14 protein-coding genes are annotated in these 15,507 nt (G+C 43.3%); 6 read left to right on the forward strand and 8 right to left on the reverse strand.

From position 1 onward, the window contains the following. Nucleotides 1–101: 101 nt before the first annotated feature. Nucleotides 102–1,001: a hypothetical protein gene (locus DK187_RS12815; RefSeq protein ID WP_111607746.1), complete on the reverse strand. Its 900-nt coding sequence runs from the start codon at nucleotides 999–1,001 to the stop codon at nucleotides 102–104. A 157-nt stretch (nucleotides 1,002–1,158) separates the two neighbouring features. Between DK187_RS12815 and DK187_RS12820 the strand changes: the two genes are divergently transcribed. After that, nucleotides 1,159–1,743, forward strand: a complete 585-nt coding sequence (locus tag DK187_RS12820) for a superoxide dismutase (protein ID WP_111607747.1) — start codon at nucleotides 1,159–1,161, stop codon at nucleotides 1,741–1,743. A gap of 69 nt (nucleotides 1,744–1,812) precedes the next feature. Here the strand turns inward: DK187_RS12820 and DK187_RS12825 are convergent, their stop codons facing one another. Beyond that, the gene (locus DK187_RS12825; RefSeq protein ID WP_111607748.1) at nucleotides 1,813–2,256 is read right to left on the reverse strand and encodes a tellurite resistance TerB family protein; all 444 of its coding nucleotides are present in this window, start codon (nucleotides 2,254–2,256) and stop codon (nucleotides 1,813–1,815) included. Continuing rightward, nucleotides 2,256–2,723 (reverse strand): DUF6942 family protein, encoded by a 468-nt coding sequence (locus DK187_RS12830; protein WP_111607749.1) that lies wholly within the window; start codon nucleotides 2,721–2,723, stop codon nucleotides 2,256–2,258. The genes DK187_RS12825 and DK187_RS12830 overlap by 1 nt, the downstream gene beginning before the upstream one ends. A 218-nt stretch (nucleotides 2,724–2,941) precedes the next feature. On the opposite strand from DK187_RS12830, the gene DK187_RS12835 reads away from it, so the two are divergent. The 4 genes from DK187_RS12835 to DK187_RS12850 all read left to right on the forward strand — a co-directional run bounded on the left by DK187_RS12835 (nucleotide 2,942) and on the right by DK187_RS12850 (nucleotide 6,176). Further along, a complete protein-coding gene (locus tag DK187_RS12835; protein WP_111607750.1) occupies nucleotides 2,942–3,340 on the forward strand; it encodes a YeeE/YedE family protein in 399 nt (132 codons plus the stop codon). Between the two features lie 10 nt (nucleotides 3,341–3,350). After that, nucleotides 3,351–3,770, forward strand: coding sequence for a DUF6691 family protein (locus tag DK187_RS12840; protein ID WP_111607751.1), 420 nt, complete (start codon nucleotides 3,351–3,353; stop codon nucleotides 3,768–3,770). Nucleotides 3,771–4,037: 267 nt separating this feature from the next. Continuing rightward, the gene (locus tag DK187_RS12845; protein ID WP_111607752.1) at nucleotides 4,038–5,204 is read left to right on the forward strand and encodes a type III PLP-dependent enzyme; all 1,167 of its coding nucleotides are present in this window, start codon (nucleotides 4,038–4,040) and stop codon (nucleotides 5,202–5,204) included. A 135-nt stretch (nucleotides 5,205–5,339) separates the two neighbouring features. Beyond that, entirely contained in the window at nucleotides 5,340–6,176 is an 837-nt protein-coding gene (locus DK187_RS12850) for an MOSC domain-containing protein (protein WP_223232374.1), read from the forward strand. Between the two features lie 94 nt (nucleotides 6,177–6,270). Here DK187_RS12850 and DK187_RS12855 read toward each other — a convergent pair whose 3' ends face one another. Then, on the reverse strand, nucleotides 6,271–7,857 hold the full coding sequence (locus DK187_RS12855) for an ABC-F family ATPase (RefSeq protein WP_111607754.1): 1,587 nt from the start codon (nucleotides 7,855–7,857) through the stop codon (nucleotides 6,271–6,273). A gap of 308 nt (nucleotides 7,858–8,165) precedes the next feature. Here DK187_RS12855 and DK187_RS12860 point away from each other — a divergent pair, with 308 nt between their 5' ends. Further along, nucleotides 8,166–8,660, forward strand: a complete 495-nt coding sequence (locus DK187_RS12860; protein WP_111607755.1) for a cyclic nucleotide-binding domain-containing protein — start codon at nucleotides 8,166–8,168, stop codon at nucleotides 8,658–8,660. A 51-nt stretch (nucleotides 8,661–8,711) separates the two neighbouring features. Here the strand turns inward: DK187_RS12860 and DK187_RS12865 are convergent, their stop codons facing one another. The 4 genes from DK187_RS12865 to DK187_RS12880 form a co-directional block, all read right to left on the reverse strand. Next, nucleotides 8,712–9,065 carry a RidA family protein gene (locus DK187_RS12865; protein ID WP_111607756.1) on the reverse strand — a complete coding sequence of 118 codons (354 nt, stop codon included), beginning with the start codon at nucleotides 9,063–9,065 and terminating at the stop codon, nucleotides 8,712–8,714. Nucleotides 9,066–9,161: 96 nt separating this feature from the next. Continuing rightward, entirely contained in the window at nucleotides 9,162–9,770 is a 609-nt protein-coding gene (cobO, locus tag DK187_RS12870) for a cob(I)yrinic acid a,c-diamide adenosyltransferase (protein WP_111607757.1), read from the reverse strand. 82 nt (nucleotides 9,771–9,852) lie between these two features. Beyond that, the gene (metH, locus tag DK187_RS12875; protein WP_111607758.1) at nucleotides 9,853–13,587 is read right to left on the reverse strand and encodes a methionine synthase; all 3,735 of its coding nucleotides are present in this window, start codon (nucleotides 13,585–13,587) and stop codon (nucleotides 9,853–9,855) included. Between the two features lie 157 nt (nucleotides 13,588–13,744). Further along, on the reverse strand, nucleotides 13,745–15,316 hold the full coding sequence (locus tag DK187_RS12880) for a coiled-coil domain-containing protein (protein ID WP_111607759.1): 1,572 nt from the start codon (nucleotides 15,314–15,316) through the stop codon (nucleotides 13,745–13,747). Nucleotides 15,317–15,507 lie beyond the last annotated feature (191 nt).

Below are 15,507 nucleotides of genomic sequence, written 5' to 3' on the forward strand. Positions count from 1 at the left end.
AGTCGGGGTGAGACAGGTTTCTTTCAACCTGACGGGTTTGCCAGCTTCGCTGGGCAAACAAAAAAAGGCCGATAAATCGGCCTTTTTTAAACACTGTTTTATTATTGACTACTAAGTTGCTGCTCTAGCATAAGCTGGTTAATTTGCTTACGAAGACGGATGATTTCAGCATTCACTTGCGTTCTAAATGCATCACTTGAATTGATTGCATCTTGGTGCTTCGTTAGCGTCTGCTGAATACTAACCATATCTGAAACGCTTGTATCAGCCGTTTGCTTATCAAGAGCATCTACTTTTTTCTGAAGTGCCGTCAGATCTTGCAGAATCTGATCAAGGCTAAGCTGCTGCGCTTGGTTCTGCCCTACTTGAGCTGTGATAAGCTTAACCTGACTCTCTTGCTTTGTTGCCAATGCCTTAACAGTATCGTCAATCGATGCAACCGAAGGAACCAGCTTATTGTAACCCGCCTCAACTTCATTAAATGCATCAGCCTGAACGGCGATAAGCTTAGACTGAGTTGACATATCATCACGCATGGTTGATAGCTTTTTCTGCAAATCATTAATCGCCGCTGTATTATTAGCAATCGCCGGACGGTTGGTATCGTAGGCAACGCCCCATAATTTACGAATCTCGCTATCATGATTCTTCAACGTCTCTTCCAACGTCTCACCTTGTTTGTTGGCAGAAACATCGGCAGCAAGAAGCTGATGATCAAGATTCTGTATTTCGCTTTTAGCACCATAAAGCTCATTTTTAAGCTGCGTGTTTTGCTGCCACAGCCAATAACCAGCTCCGCCAGAGACCAAAAGCAACAGTATTAATAAAAAATATATACCAGCAAGACTGGGCTTTTTGTGCACCACAATGGGCGCATGGGCTGGTCTTGCTGGGGTTGGGGTTGAAGAACCTTTGGGCACACCAGTACCCGGCCTTCTTTCGCTGACTTCATCTTGATCCAGAGTCAGGCTTGGGATCTCAACATCATCGTCTCTTCGCATGGATATCTTATATAGTCGCTATTAACAGGAATTATGGAAAATTGTTCTAGAACAAACCTAAATAATATTATCTTAAGTTGTTCGGTGCTACTATATAAGCACCATTAACTGCTTGATAACAAGCATTTTTCGTTAATAAAAAGCAAGGAGAATTGAAATGGCTTTTGAATTACCCGCTCTTCCTTATGCTAAAGACGCACTAGAGCCTCACATGTCGGTTGAGACACTTGAGTATCACCACGGCAAGCACCACAACACTTACGTTGTTAAATTAAATGGTTTGCTTCCTGGGTCTGAATACGAAAACAAAACGCTTGAAGAGATCATTGTATCTGCTCCTGCGGGCCCTGTTTTCAACAACGCAGCGCAAATCTGGAACCATACCTTTTTCTGGAACAGCCTAAGCCCTAATGGCGGCGGCGAACCGACTGGCGCTCTTGCTGATGCTATCAATGCAAAATGGGGCTCTTTCGAAAAGTTCCAAGCGGCTTTTGATGACAAAGCAGTAAACAACTTTGGTTCTAGCTGGACTTGGTTGGTTAAAAATGCTGACGGTTCTCTAGACATCGTTAATACAAGTAATGCTGCAACACCAATGACAAGCGGTCAAACAGCGATCATTACTGTCGATTTGTGGGAACATGCTTACTATATTGATTACCGCAATGTTCGTCCTGACTACCTAAAAGGTTTTTGGGCACTTGCTAACTGGGAATTCGCGGCAGCGAACTTCGCAGCTTAAACCTATTTTCTGATTTGAAAATAGTGTTAGACCAGTCAAAAAACGCGGCCTGTGCCGCGTTTTTTTTTATTAAGAAGCTTGGATCTCATTTTGCACAAAGAGCTTTGCTTGAATAAACTCTGAATGAGGCATAAACAAGAGCTCACTTATTCTTCTAATGCGATGGTCTTCATGAGCATCAATATTGCCATCAGCCAATGCCACATACCACAACCCTCTCAGCAATGACATTTTTTGCTCTAGCGTTGCCGTTTCATTGATGACCTTAGTAAACTGATACAGATCATTCGCTTCCTCAACGCCCGCGCGGGCTTCTTCAAAAAGTATATCCACATCATCGCCCAGCTCACTGACATCGCGCAAAAGCCGTTTAACTTGACTCTCTTCTTTCTCACTAACATGATGATCCGCGAGCATGACTTCCATCAACAATGCAGCCACAGCCTTTTGATAGGATATTTGTTCTCCCTGCTCAACAGGAAGGCTAAAAAGATTTTTTAATACTTTAAACATTATCTCTCCAAAATATGCTCACGCAGAGCTTCGATTAGAACATTCGGAAACTGTCGATAATCTAGATAAGGACACCAAACATAGGGAAAATGCACATAAGCATGGTGTGAATAACCCATGGATTGGGCACGGTCGTCCACTGGCCATGCGCTTCGAAACGTATTCCCAACAATAAAAACAGTCCCCTTATAGTGATCAAGCTGATCACAAGAAAAAACCATTCCAACCTTGTCAAACAGCTGATCATCCCGAAACGTTTTCCATGAGTGGTAGTCAGGTGCTGTAAGCTTCGCCATGATGGTCAATATTTTACGCCAATGATTACCGTTTAGTTCAATTAAAATAGCCGCGTTCGGTCGCTCTAAAAAAGAAGGATCCAATGGCGCACTAGGCAAAATCGGAACGTTGGGCAGGAGGAAGACGTAATCCGCTTTCTCTAAACAAGCCCCTAACCATAAACGATTCATGACAAACTCCAAATTCTATTAAGAATACAATGCACACTGGCAAATATCCGCTAAGCAATGGGTAAAGACAGTGCAATTTAAAGCACCACACAGAGCAATGCTGGGGTAGCATGCACTTTTTAACGCAATAAAACATTTAACAATATGCTACACAATACATTAGACATTACTTATAAATATAAATTAGAATAGTCTAATATTAATTTGAGGATTTAACGATGGACATGATTTTTAACCCATTAGTGGGCGGCTTATTGATAGGCATCACAACAGTCATTTATCTCCTAAGCCTTGGTAAAGTCATTGGCATTAGCGGGATATTATCTCAATTACTTTTTAGTAAGGAGCGATTTTTACCGTTTCTATTTATTGCAGGGCTTATCATAGGCGGCAGTGCATATGGTGTATTCACTGAGCAAACCGTGGCTTTTCCCGAAACGAGAAGCCCACTTATTTTAATCATTTCTGGACTATTGGTAGGCTATGGCACACGGCTAGGAAGTGGGTGCACGAGTGGCCATGGCGTGTGTGGCATCTCCAGACTTTCGCCTCGTTCTGTCGTTGCCACCTTAGTTTTTATGACTACAGCCATCATTACCGTCAGCATTCTTAATTAGGAGAATAATCATGTACGCCATTATCACCTTTATCTGCGGTTTATTGTTTGGCCTCGGGTTAGCGTTTTCTGAGATGACAAACCCTGCTGTTGTTTTGGGTTTCTTAGATGTCTTTGGAAATTGGAATCCTTCTCTAATTATTGTCATGGCAAGCGCCATTGCAGTCGGCATGATTGGTTACCTTATCAAAGGCAAACGCTTAGCGCCCTTTGTTGCCAGTAAATGGCAAGTACCGACTTTAAGACAGATTGATTCAAAATTAATCATTGGCTCGGCGCTCTTTGGAATTGGCTGGGGCATCAGTGGCTATTGCCCAGGGCCAGGATTAACCGCCTTAGTCAACAACCCAAGCGAAGGCATTTATTTTGTTATTGCATTAATCGTTGGCAGTGCTGCGCATCATTTCCAAACCCGTGCAGTGAAAATGTAAAGAAAACATTGCTGAAATAAAAAGGAGACGGCCTGGGTCGCTTTTTTTTGCCCTAAAATATGAAAAAATACTTGACCAAAGGCGCCTTGCGTCTTAAATTTCGCCCGCGTCATTGCTGAACATAATCCGCACCGCTTCAACTGCTGCGCTAGTCGCTTAAGGCCATAGAGCCGGATAAGTAACAGCCATAAGTAGGACGTGATAGAGTAAAGGCGTTTACTTTTTTTAATCGGTTTATGTTTTGCATAATTAAGGAGCTTCTAGCCCATGACTATTGATGTCAACTCATTTTACACTCCAGAGCGTTTTGCCCGTTTTAAAGCGTTTGCAGAAACTAAAGACACCCCTTTCGTTGTTATCGATACAGAAATTATCGACGAAGCCTACACGGAATTAACAACAGGTTTCCCAGTTGCGGATATTTTTTACGCTATTAAAGCCAACCCAGCACCAGAAATCCTAACGTTGCTTCGCGACCGCGGCTCCAATTTTGATGTGGCATCACGCTATGAGCTTGACAAACTAATGGCCATTGGCGGCGTTTCCCCTGATAGAGTGAGTTATGGCAACACCATTAAAAAGGCGAAAGACGTTCGCTATTTTTATGAAAAAGGTGTGCGCATGTTTGCCACTGATTCAGAAGCAGATTTGCGCAATATAGCAAAGGCTGCCCCAGGGTCTCGTGTATATGTGCGTATTTTAACAGAAGGCACAGTGACGGCTGACTGGCCGCTTTCTCGTAAATTTGGCTGCCGTCCTGACATGGCAATGGACCTTCTTGTTCTTGCAAAAGAGCTAGGATTGATCCCATACGGCATTTCTTTCCATGTTGGCTCTCAGCAACGCGATATCGGCGCATGGGATGCGGCGATTGCCAGCGTCAAAGTGATATTCGAGCGCCTTAAAGAAGAAGACGGCATAGTGCTAGAGATGATCAACATGGGTGGCGGTTTTCCAGCAAATTACATTGCTCGCACCAATGATCTTGCCACTTATGCAGAGGAAATCACACGCTTCTTAGAAGAAGATTTTGGTACAGATCTACCTCGCATCATTCTAGAGCCTGGTCGTTCTTTAATATCAAATGCAGGCGTTTTGGTGAGTGAAGTTGTACTGATTTCCCGTAAATCGCACACGGCCCTAAACCGTTGGGTCTTCACGGATGTGGGTAAATTCTCCGGCCTGATTGAGACACTTGATGAGTCTATTAAGTACCCCATTCATGTTGAAAAAGGCGGTGAGCTAGAAGAAGTGATTATTGCTGGCCCAACGTGTGATAGTGCTGACATTATGTATGAAAACTACAAATATGGCCTACCACTTAATTTGGCCATTGGTGATCGTATGTACTGGCTTTCAACGGGTGCCTACACGACTACCTACAGTGCTGTAGAATTTAATGGCTTCCCGCCATTGGCTTCTTACTACTTGTAATAACATCGGCTAAAAATTAAGCCCATAAAGCCTCAGAGTGAAAACGTCTGGGGCTTTTTTATTGGCATGTTCGTCTTCTTAAGCAATAATCTAAGCAATACTAACCTAACCTCTTACTATGAAAGGATTGTTTTCTTGTATTCACTAAGTGAACTCGCCATTTATCCAGTAAAATCTATCCAAGGTATCGCTTTGCAGTCTAGCAGGGTAGATGATGCCGGTCTTTGTGGAGATCGGCGCTATACTTTAGTGACACCAAATGGTGAACTTGTGACAGGCCGAACACACCCACAATTAACGCTCATTACAGCGAAAGCATTAGAAGATCACTGCTGGCAACTCTCACACCCTAGCACACAAACGTCTCTTATCTTGGATTTAACCAAATACGCGCAAGAGTATAGCGAGATAGTTGTTTGGGAAAACACCGTAAACGCGCAACGCACCTCAGACGAAGCGGACGCTTGGTTTAGTAAAATAGCAGGCGAATCCGTTCACCTAATGCATTTTGGTGAACATTCACAACGTTTTACCAAACGTAGACCCGACGTACCAATGGGCTTTGCTGATGGGTATCCATTTTTATTAACGACAGAAGCCTCGCTGTCGGAATTAAATCGAACCTGCGCACAGCACATTCAGATGGCTCAATTTCGCCCTAATATCGTTATTCGTGGTAACTCAGCATTTGAAGAAGACCGCTGGAAGCGCATTCGCATTGGCGATGTGGAATTTGAAAACATTAAACCCTGCGTACGCTGTATTTTTACGACATTGAATCCTCAAACGGCTGAGAGAATTCCGAAAGGCGAACCATTAAAAACACTGGGCAAATTTCGCCTTCTTGACGGAAAAGGCATTACATTCGGCGCGAATCTAATCGCACTTAATACAGGCATCATCCATATTGGCGATGAGGTTGAGATACTAGAGTATCAAGAAGCGGAAAAATACCAAGACAGACGCAAGTAAATCGCATATTACTTGGTATCACCCACTTGGCTAAAAAAAAGGAAGGCAAAAGAGCCTTCCTTTTTTATTCGCTACATGGTCAAAACACTTTGCTTCACGCTTCCTGTTTTTCCAAATACTCATCGTATGTGCCATGGAAATCGACAATACCCGCACTGGTTACTTCCACAATGCGCGTGGCCAATGTCGAGACAAACTCACGGTCGTGACTGACGAAAATCAAAGTGCCAGGGTAGTTTTCAAGGGCTAAGTTTAAAGACTCAATAGATTCCATGTCCATGTGATTGGTTGGCTCATCCATCACTAAAACGTTCGGTTTTTGCAGCATCAGTTTACCGAACAACATACGACCTTGCTCACCACCAGACAGGACCTTTACAGACTTTTTAATATCGTTTTGTGAAAACAAAAGACGCCCTAAGGTACCGCGAATAACCTGTTCATCGTCGCCTTCTTGAGCCCACTGCGACATCCATTCGATCAAATCCACATCTTTCTCAAATTCGTGATGATGATCTTGGGCGTAATAACCAATATTGGCATTTTCAGACCACTTTATGTGACCTTTCGTTAGCTCAGTATCGCCCACCAAGCATTTTAGTAAAGTGGTTTTACCGATACCATTTGGTCCGATAACCGCTATACGCTCACCCACCTCAACCATCATGTTTAAACCACTAAACAATTCTTCATCATATGATTTGGCAACATTTTCGATTTGTACCGCCATACGATGTAATTTTTTCTCTTGCTCGAAGCGAATAAATGGGCTTTGACGACTAGAAGGCTTCACCTCTTCCAACTGAATTTTGTCAATTTGCTTCGCACGAGACGTGGCTTGCTTTGACTTTGATGCGTTAGCAGAGAATCGACTTACGAAAGATTTTAACTCACTAATTTGAGCTTTTTTCTTCGCATTATCAGACAACAAACGCTCACGAGCTTGAGTTGCCGCTGTCATGTACTCATCATAGTTACCAGAAAACAGGCGCAACTCGCCGTAATCTAAATCCGCCATATTCGTACAAACAGAATTTAAAAAGTGGCGATCGTGGGAAATAATAATCATGGTGCAATTACGCTCAACCAAAACCCCTTCCAACCAGCGTATGGTATTGATATCTAGGTTGTTGGTTGGCTCGTCCAACAACAAAATATCTGGATCAGAAAACAAAGCCTGAGCAAGCAAAACGCGTAACTTTAAACCAGGGGCAACTTCACTCATCAAACCATAATGCTGCTCAGTTGGAATACCGACACCTAAAAGTAACTCTCCAGCACGAGCATCGGCAGTGTAACCATCCATCTCAGCGAATTCCGCTTCCAAATCACCGGCACGAAGTCCATCTGCTTCCGTCATTTCTGGATTGGCGTAAATAGCGTCTTTTTCAGACTTAATCGCCCAAAGTTCAGTGTGCCCCATGATGACGGTGTCAATAACCGAATATTCTTCGTAAGCAAATTGATCTTGCTTCAACTTACCAAGGCGTTCATTAGGATCTTTAGAAACGTTTCCAGAACTTGGCTCCAAGTCGCCGCCAAGGATTTTCATGAAGGTGGATTTACCACACCCATTCGCACCGATAAGGCCGTAGCGCTTACCTTCTCCGAATTTCACAGAGACGTTTTCAAAAAGAGGTTTTGCACCAAATTGCATGGTGATGTTGGCCGTCGTTAACAAAGTATTCTTCCGTTTATCATGAGGTAAATTAGAGCACTCCAGTCTTAGATCAATAAAACTGCTAGAGTGAAAATGACATAGGGCATTATCGCACAGTTTGACAACAGTCTTTAAGAGAGAAAACACATATTCCACAAAAAAGCTGGAACTAACTGTTACATTGAGCCTCATAAGTGTTACTAGAGAATACAAAATACTCCTATCGTTATTGGCTGAATGAGCCTAAAACTATAATTATTGTTTAGGCTCTTTAGAAAAGTATTTTGTAGCCGATGACATAAAAAGACCCAATAGCGGCGGAGGAAACAGTGAAAACCGTCTTGAAAAAACAAGTAAGGTATGACATATCACCTAAACATCTGAAAGAGGGATCCATTTTTGGAGCGCTCTCTGATAATGCCATTCAATTCTTATTAGAAAATGGTGTGTTGCATAACGTTAGTGAGGGCGATGAAATTTTTGCCTATGGCAGTAAAGGCAATAGCTTCCACGCAGTACTGCATGGAAAGCTGGATTTTTACAAACAGCATGGTGAAAAGAAAACACGTACGCGAACCATTAGTTTTGGTGAAGCGATTGGTTTTGTTTCCATGATTGCATTGCATGAACGTGTTGGCAGCCTATACGCTTTAGAAGACTGCTTGCTTTTGGAAATTTCCAGTCAGCTATTTAGTGATTTGCACGATCAATATCCATTCGATTTTGGCATCTTGCTGATGAATCTTTCTAGGGATATGGCAAGAACCATTCGTGTTTTGAGTAATGCCTTGGTAGAAAATGATGTCGTCGTTAAAAGAAATTAAAACAGACTAACGGTAGTGCAATGGTGTCAATCGTTAGTCTGTTCTGAAGAATTATTGCAACGCCGCAACGACGGATATTTCGACCAACAACTCAGGTCGTGCGAGTCTCGCTTCAACACATGCTCTAGCAGGAGCATGCCCCTCGGGAATCCACGAATCCCAAACTGCGTTCATAGCTGCAAAATCTTTCATATCTCGAAGATAAATAGTCGCAGACAATATGTAAGATTTATCCGTACCAGCTTGCTCAAGCAAAACATCTACCTTATTCAGCATTGTTCGTGTCTGCTCGGTAATGTCCGTATTCGCATCCGCACCAACTTGGCCACATAAATACACCGTCTCATTATGCTTAACGATACGACTCATACGTTGACCAACTTCCATGCGCTCAATGGTTGCCATAAAAACCTCTATTTGATTGAGAATTAAAGATTATAATCTTGTTGTTATTAGAATATTTTACAAATCATTAGCCGACTAATATAAAACGACAAGGCATTAAAACTCCAGCCCTTTTTGCGCTTTTATTCCTCTTTTGAAAGCATGCTTTACTTCTTTGATCTCACTAACTGTATCAGCAAGCTCAATTAAAGCATCAGAAGCGCCACGCCCCGTCACCACTAAATGCTGTGCTTCAGGACGGTCCATCAAAGCTTTTAACACCCTATCCTCAAGTAAATACTCGTAATGCAATAAATAGGTTAATTCATCAAGAACCACCAAGTCGATACTAGGGTCTGCTAGCATGGCGGACGCTTTTTCCCATGCTTGCTCTGACGAAGCAATATCAGATTCACGGTTTTGTGTCTCCCAAGTAAATCCAGCAGGCATGATTTCCCATTGCACATTTTTTTGCTCTTTGAAGAAATCAATCTCTCCTGTGTTCCATTCCCCTTTGAGGAATTGCACCACCCCAACCTTCATACCATGACCTAAAGCGCGGGCGACCATTCCCAACGCGGAACTGGATTTGCCTTTGCCATTTCCGGTTAATAGCACAAAAGTGCCTTTGTCTTCTTGCGCTTTCGCAATGCGTTTATCCACATGAGACTTAATGGCTTGCATGCGTTTTTTGTGTAATTCTGGATCTTTGACTGTTTTTGACATGTAAACACCCTTTAAAGTAGAAAAACCTAATTTGCGCTTATGGGTGACACAAATTAGGTTTTCAAAAATGGACTAAAAACGTCTAAATACGATCGTCTTCAGGATCGTAGCCAAGATTGGGAGCTAACCATCGCTCAGCGTCATCTTTACTCATTCCTTTGCGCTCTGCGTAATCATCCACCTGATCTGGACCAATCTTACCAACACCAAAGTAAGTGGCGTCTGGATGAGCAAAATACCAGCCACTTACCGCCGCTGTTGGCAGCATAGCAAAGCTTTCTGTGATCTCCATATCAATCTTTTCCTTCACCCCCAACAAGGTCCAAAGTTTGGCTTTTTCAGTATGGTCAGGACAGGCTGGATAGCCAGGCGCTGGACGAATACCTTGGTATTTTTCTTTGATCAATTGTTCATTGGTGAGCACTTCCGCTTCGGCATACCCCCAAAACTCTTTACGCACTTTTTCGTGTAAATATTCTGCCGTTGCTTCCGCCAATCGGTCAGCAACGGCTTTTATCATAATAGAGTTATAATCATCATGATCCGCTTCATATTTTGCCACCAAAGGATCAATACCAAAGCCTGCTGCACAAGCAAACGCACCAACATAGTCCGCGACACCACTGTCCTTTGGTGCAACGAAGTCCGCTAAACTGTGATTATATTTACCCGGTGCGGTGAGTTCGTTCTGAATACGAAGGAAAGACAAGCGCTCAATCACGTCGCCACGAGATTCATCCGCATAAATTTCGATGTCATCATGATTCACTTGGTTGGCAGGGAACAACCCCACCACGGCACGTGCTTGCAAGCACTGTGTTGCTATCACTTCATCGAGCATGTTTAGCGCGTCTTGGTAGACTCGCGTTGCCTCAACACCCACCACATCATCGGTTAAAATACGCGGGTAAGCGCCTGCCAATTCCCATGTTTGGAAAAATGGCGTCCAATCAATGTAATCTTTAACCACATTAAGATCGATGTCCTTTTCGGTCAGTACAGTTACACCCAATTTCTTAGGTTGAACAACATGACCATCGAATTGAATAGGTGGTTTGTTCTGACGCGCTTTATCCAAGGAAACTCGTCGACCAGCTTTGGCTCGATCCTTATAACGAATACGCGTTTTCTCGTAATCCGCTTTGATCTCATCCACAAATTTTTGACGGCGCTCTGTGTCTTTGCTTAATAAGGCGCTAGCAACCCCCACACTTCGAGAAGCGTTAGTGACATGAACCACTTGATTACGCTTGTAATTTTGTTCGATTTTTACCGCGGTATGCGCTTTTGATGTGGTCGCACCGCCAATCATCACCGGTAAGTTAAACCCTTGACGCTCCATTTCTTTCGCTACGTGCACCATTTCATCGAGTGACGGCGTAATCAAGCCTGACAAGCCAATCATGTCTGCGCCCTCTTCTTTCGCCGTACGCAAGATTTTTTCGGCAGGCACCATGACGCCAAGATCAATCACTTCAAAGTTATTACACTGCAGCACAACACCGACGATATTTTTACCGATATCATGTACATCGCCTTTCACTGTTGCCATGACAATTTTGCCATTACTAGACGATGCAGTGTCCATGTTTAGGCGTTTTTCTTCCTCGATAAAGGGCATCAAGTAGGCAACGGCCTTCTTCATAACACGAGCCGATTTTACCACTTGTGGTAAAAACATTTTCCCAGAACCAAACAAATCACCAACGATGCTCATGCCATCCATTAATGGCCCTTCAATGACTTCTAATGGTCGAGCGAAAGCCTGGCGCGCCTCTTCAGTGTCTTCATCAATAAATTCCGTAATACCTTTGACCAGTGCATGACTCAGGCGCTCAGATACAGACAACCCTCGCCATTCTTGGGTTTCTTTCTCAGCCACTTCACCATTGCCGGCAAATTCACCCGCCATCGCAAGTAGATTGTCCGTTGCATCGGGAGTGCGGTTCAGTACTGCGTCCTCTACCGCATTACGCAGCTTAGGTGGAATATCTTCATACAGCGCAAGCTGCCCCGCATTAACAATCCCCATTGTCATGCCCTGTTTGATGGCATGATACAAGAACACAGCGTGAATCGCTTCGCGAACAGGGTTATTGCCACGGAACGAGAAGGAAACGTTCGACACACCACCCGATACCTTGGCATAAGGCAATTCACGAGTAATGTCGCCTGTTGCCTCAATGAAGTCTAAAGCGTAACGGTTATGCTCTTCTATCCCAGTGGCAATCGCAAAAATATTTGGATCAAAAATAATGTCTTCTGGCGGAAAGCCGACTTCATCAACCAAAATATGATACGAACGGCGACAAATCTCGATCTTGCGAGAACGGGTATCCGCTTGCCCTACTTCGTCAAACGCCATGACAATAACGGCTGCGCCGTATTTCATGAGTTTACGAGCTTGCTCACGGAACTTATCTTCGCCCTCTTTCATACTGATAGAGTTAACGACGCCTTTACCTTGAATCCATTTCAGTCCAGCTTCTAAAATCTCCCATTTCGAAGAATCAAGCATGATAGGTACGCGAGAAATATCAGGTTCTGATGCGATAAGCTTAAGAAAACGCTCCATGGCAGCCTGCGAATCCAACATGCCTTCGTCCATGTTGATGTCGATGATCTGAGCACCGTTTTCCACTTGTTGACGTGCCACATCCAGCGCGGTATCAAAATCCCCTTCTTTAATAAGACGTTTAAACATCGCCGAGCCCGTCACATTGGTACGCTCACCGACGTTCACAAACAAACTATTACCATCAATATTAAACGGCTCTAAACCGGACAAACGACACGCTTTTTCAATGACAGGAATAACACGAGGCGTCGCATCAGCAAATGCTTTGGCGAAGGTAGCAATGTGTTCTGGTGACGTACCGCAACAACCACCAATGATGTTCAAAAAGCCTGAGTCCACCCAGCCCTGAATTTCTTCCAACATTTCCTCTGGTGACTCATCGTATTCACCAAATGCATTGGGTAAGCCTGCGTTAGGGTGAGCAGAGACATGCGTATCCGCAATACGTGAAAGTTCTTCAACATATTGACGCAGCTCTTTTGGCCCCAAAGCACAGTTCAAACCTACAGAAATCGGCTTAGCATGAGAGATAGAATTCCAAAAAGCTTCAGTGGTTTGGCCAGATAAAGTACGACCTGAGGCATCCGTAATAGTGCCTGAAATCATGATCGGGTAACGAACGCCAGTTTTTTCGAAATAATCTAATACCGCGTAAATAGCGGCTTTGGCATTCAATGTATCGAAAATTGTCTCGATAAGAATAATATCAACGCCACCCTTGATTAAACCATCAACCGCTGTGGTATAGGCCGCAACAAGTTCATCAAAATGCACGTTACGAAACCCTGGATCGTTTACATCCGGCGAAATAGTACAAGTACGGCTAGTCGGACCAACCGCACCGGCAACAAAACGTGGCTTATGTGGATCTTGCAGAGTAAATTGATCTGCGGCTTCACGCGCTAAACGAGCGGATTCGAAGTTAAGCTCGTAGCTAAGATCTTCCATGTGATAGTCAAGCATGGAAATGTAATTGGCGTTAAAGGTGTTGGTTTCAATGATATCGGCGCCAGCGGCAAGGTAGCTGGAATAAATGTCTTTAATGATCTTTGGCTGAGTCAGAGAAAGCAGGTCATTGTTGCCTTTTAAGTCACTGTTCCAATCAGCAAAACGTTCACCGCGATAATCTTGTTCTTCTAATTTATACGATTGAATCATGGTGCCCATGGCGCCATCCAAGATCAATACGTTTTCAGCTAATCGTTTCTCAATAATAGAATACGAATCGGACTTTACCACGCTCACCACCTCAAAAAAGAATATGCGAGGGTACTATACCGAAAAGTCATGCTTTTGGCGTTGAAAAAAAGTAATGCGGAGTTGAATGATACGAGAGGGAAAGGATTGCAAAGTCGACATCCTGTATCGACCTTGCGATCTTACTATAGCAGAAAGCTTAAGAGTTCAATTCTTGATTGTGTTTGCGTTTATTTAGGCGACCAATGAAGAACCCGCCTAGTAAAGCAAGTAAAATTGCCCCAGCCCAATAGCCATATTTTTCAAACCAATTAGTGTTAATCAAAGATAAGGTTTCATTACCACGATAGACCTGCTTTTGAATCGTTTGATCTTGGAAGCTAATTTGCTGACTGACAAACAAATTCAGTTGTGCGTCCGGCTTTTCGTTTAACCCCGCCACGCGCCAACGCCACTGCAAACGACCATTTTGAACGACAGCCGTCGCAATGCTATCACTTACCATCTGAATATCACTGTCTGTTACTAATTCTGCCTGATAACTCTGTCCAGAAAGCGAAGGCTGAACCTCAGCCGACACTAAAATTTCAAAGTTATTGTGCAAAGAGACTTCGCTTGGCAGTTGCCATTGAACATTCTGCAATGTTGAACTCAGTTGCAATTGCAGAGCATCTATTGCTGCAGCAATGGAAATACCACTGTTTTCTTTGGATTCTAATGCCTGTTGTGTGCTGGCTAGGCGAGCAGACAAGGCTTCAAGTTCCGTTTGGCTAGCAGCTAACGCTGCACTTGCTGTATTTAATTGATCAGTGAGTAAGGCATTATTTTGTAGTGCTTGTGCCAATTTATTATCAAGATCCTTCCAACGGGCAGCGTAATCAGCGCCTTCATCAAGCGCCGCCTCTAATTTCAATACGTCACGTTTATATTCATCAATCAGGGATTTTTGTGCGGCCATTTGATTTCTTAAGTCGGCAAGTTCTACACGCAACTGAGCATTTTCACGCTCATAATCAGCACTCCCATCCAACATTGGTGTTGCGTCAGTACCTTCAGAAGGTAAAGATTCAACCGCTTCTTCACCACTTAACGCACGAATTTTATCCCATAAAACTTGGTGCTGAGCACGGGCATCAGACAGCGCTCCTCCCAACATGAGATTTTCTTTTTTTAATGCACTGAGTCTTTGCTGATTAACTTGATTATCCGCTTCTAAATTAGCATATTTTTTTTGTAACTCAGTATTATCGCTCAACAATGCAAGGTAACTTTGCTTAAAGTCATCCTGAGACGTTGGCATATTTTCCAGGCTTGACACTTGACTCTTTAAAGATGTGTTTTCATTTTCCAATTGGCTAATACGACGCACGAGTAAATCATTATCAAGCTTCAACGCCGCGTAGCGTGACTCTAAAGCCTGACGTAACTTTTTCTGCTCTTCTAATGCCATCAAATTTTCGGCATTATTAGCGGATTTTTGCAAAGCCGCTATCCTTGCGTCTTTTTCATCAAGAGATTGATTAAGCGCAAACAATTGCTTTTTATTAGCGGCCAATTGCTGTTGGAGCGTATCGATAAGAGAAACTTTGGACTCTAATACTTTTTCTAACTCAATTTCCTTTGAACTGACTTCCGAACTCTGTAAGGGCGATTCAATCTGATTATTAACAGGTTCAGTTATTCCATCAGTTTGTTGGCGTGATGTCGTACTACAAGCAGACATCATCAGCCCCAACGTGATCGGAATTAAAATCGTCGTACGTGCTTTCATTTTTCGCTCCTTAAATAAAATCAAGGTCGACAATAGGTTAACACTCTTATGCCAGATTTGCGTACAGAATGCAAAGAACAGGTAAAGAACTTTGAATTATGGCCTAAAAAAACCTTCATGGGGAAAGCCATGAAGGTTTTGGGTGTTTTTTTACACAAACATAAAAGCACGCAATCAGTAGCAACAGATAA

Source organism: Marinomonas arctica, from assembly GCF_003259225.1.
Lineage (GTDB): Bacteria > Pseudomonadota > Gammaproteobacteria > Pseudomonadales > Marinomonadaceae > Marinomonas > Marinomonas arctica.

Excerpts from the sequence above, each read along its gene's own strand:
- DK187_RS12815 (WP_111607746.1), bottom strand. The coding sequence starts at position 1,001 with ATGCGAAGAGACGATGATGTTGAGATCCCAAGCCTGACTCTGGATCAA.
- DK187_RS12825 (WP_111607748.1), bottom strand. The coding sequence starts at position 2,256 with ATGTTTAAAGTATTAAAAAATCTTTTTAGCCTTCCTGTTGAGCAGGGA.
- DK187_RS12820 (WP_111607747.1), top strand. The coding sequence starts at position 1,159 with ATGGCTTTTGAATTACCCGCTCTTCCTTATGCTAAAGACGCACTAGAG.
- DK187_RS12835 (WP_111607750.1), top strand. The coding sequence starts at position 2,942 with ATGGACATGATTTTTAACCCATTAGTGGGCGGCTTATTGATAGGCATC.
- DK187_RS12830 (WP_111607749.1), bottom strand. The coding sequence starts at position 2,723 with ATGAATCGTTTATGGTTAGGGGCTTGTTTAGAGAAAGCGGATTACGTC.
- cobO (WP_111607757.1), bottom strand. The coding sequence starts at position 9,770 with ATGTCAAAAACAGTCAAAGATCCAGAATTACACAAAAAACGCATGCAA.
- DK187_RS12865 (WP_111607756.1), bottom strand. The coding sequence starts at position 9,065 with ATGGCAACCATTGAGCGCATGGAAGTTGGTCAACGTATGAGTCGTATC.
- DK187_RS12880 (WP_111607759.1), bottom strand. The coding sequence starts at position 15,316 with ATGAAAGCACGTACGACGATTTTAATTCCGATCACGTTGGGGCTGATG.
- DK187_RS12840 (WP_111607751.1), top strand. The coding sequence starts at position 3,351 with ATGTACGCCATTATCACCTTTATCTGCGGTTTATTGTTTGGCCTCGGG.
- DK187_RS12845 (WP_111607752.1), top strand. The coding sequence starts at position 4,038 with ATGACTATTGATGTCAACTCATTTTACACTCCAGAGCGTTTTGCCCGT.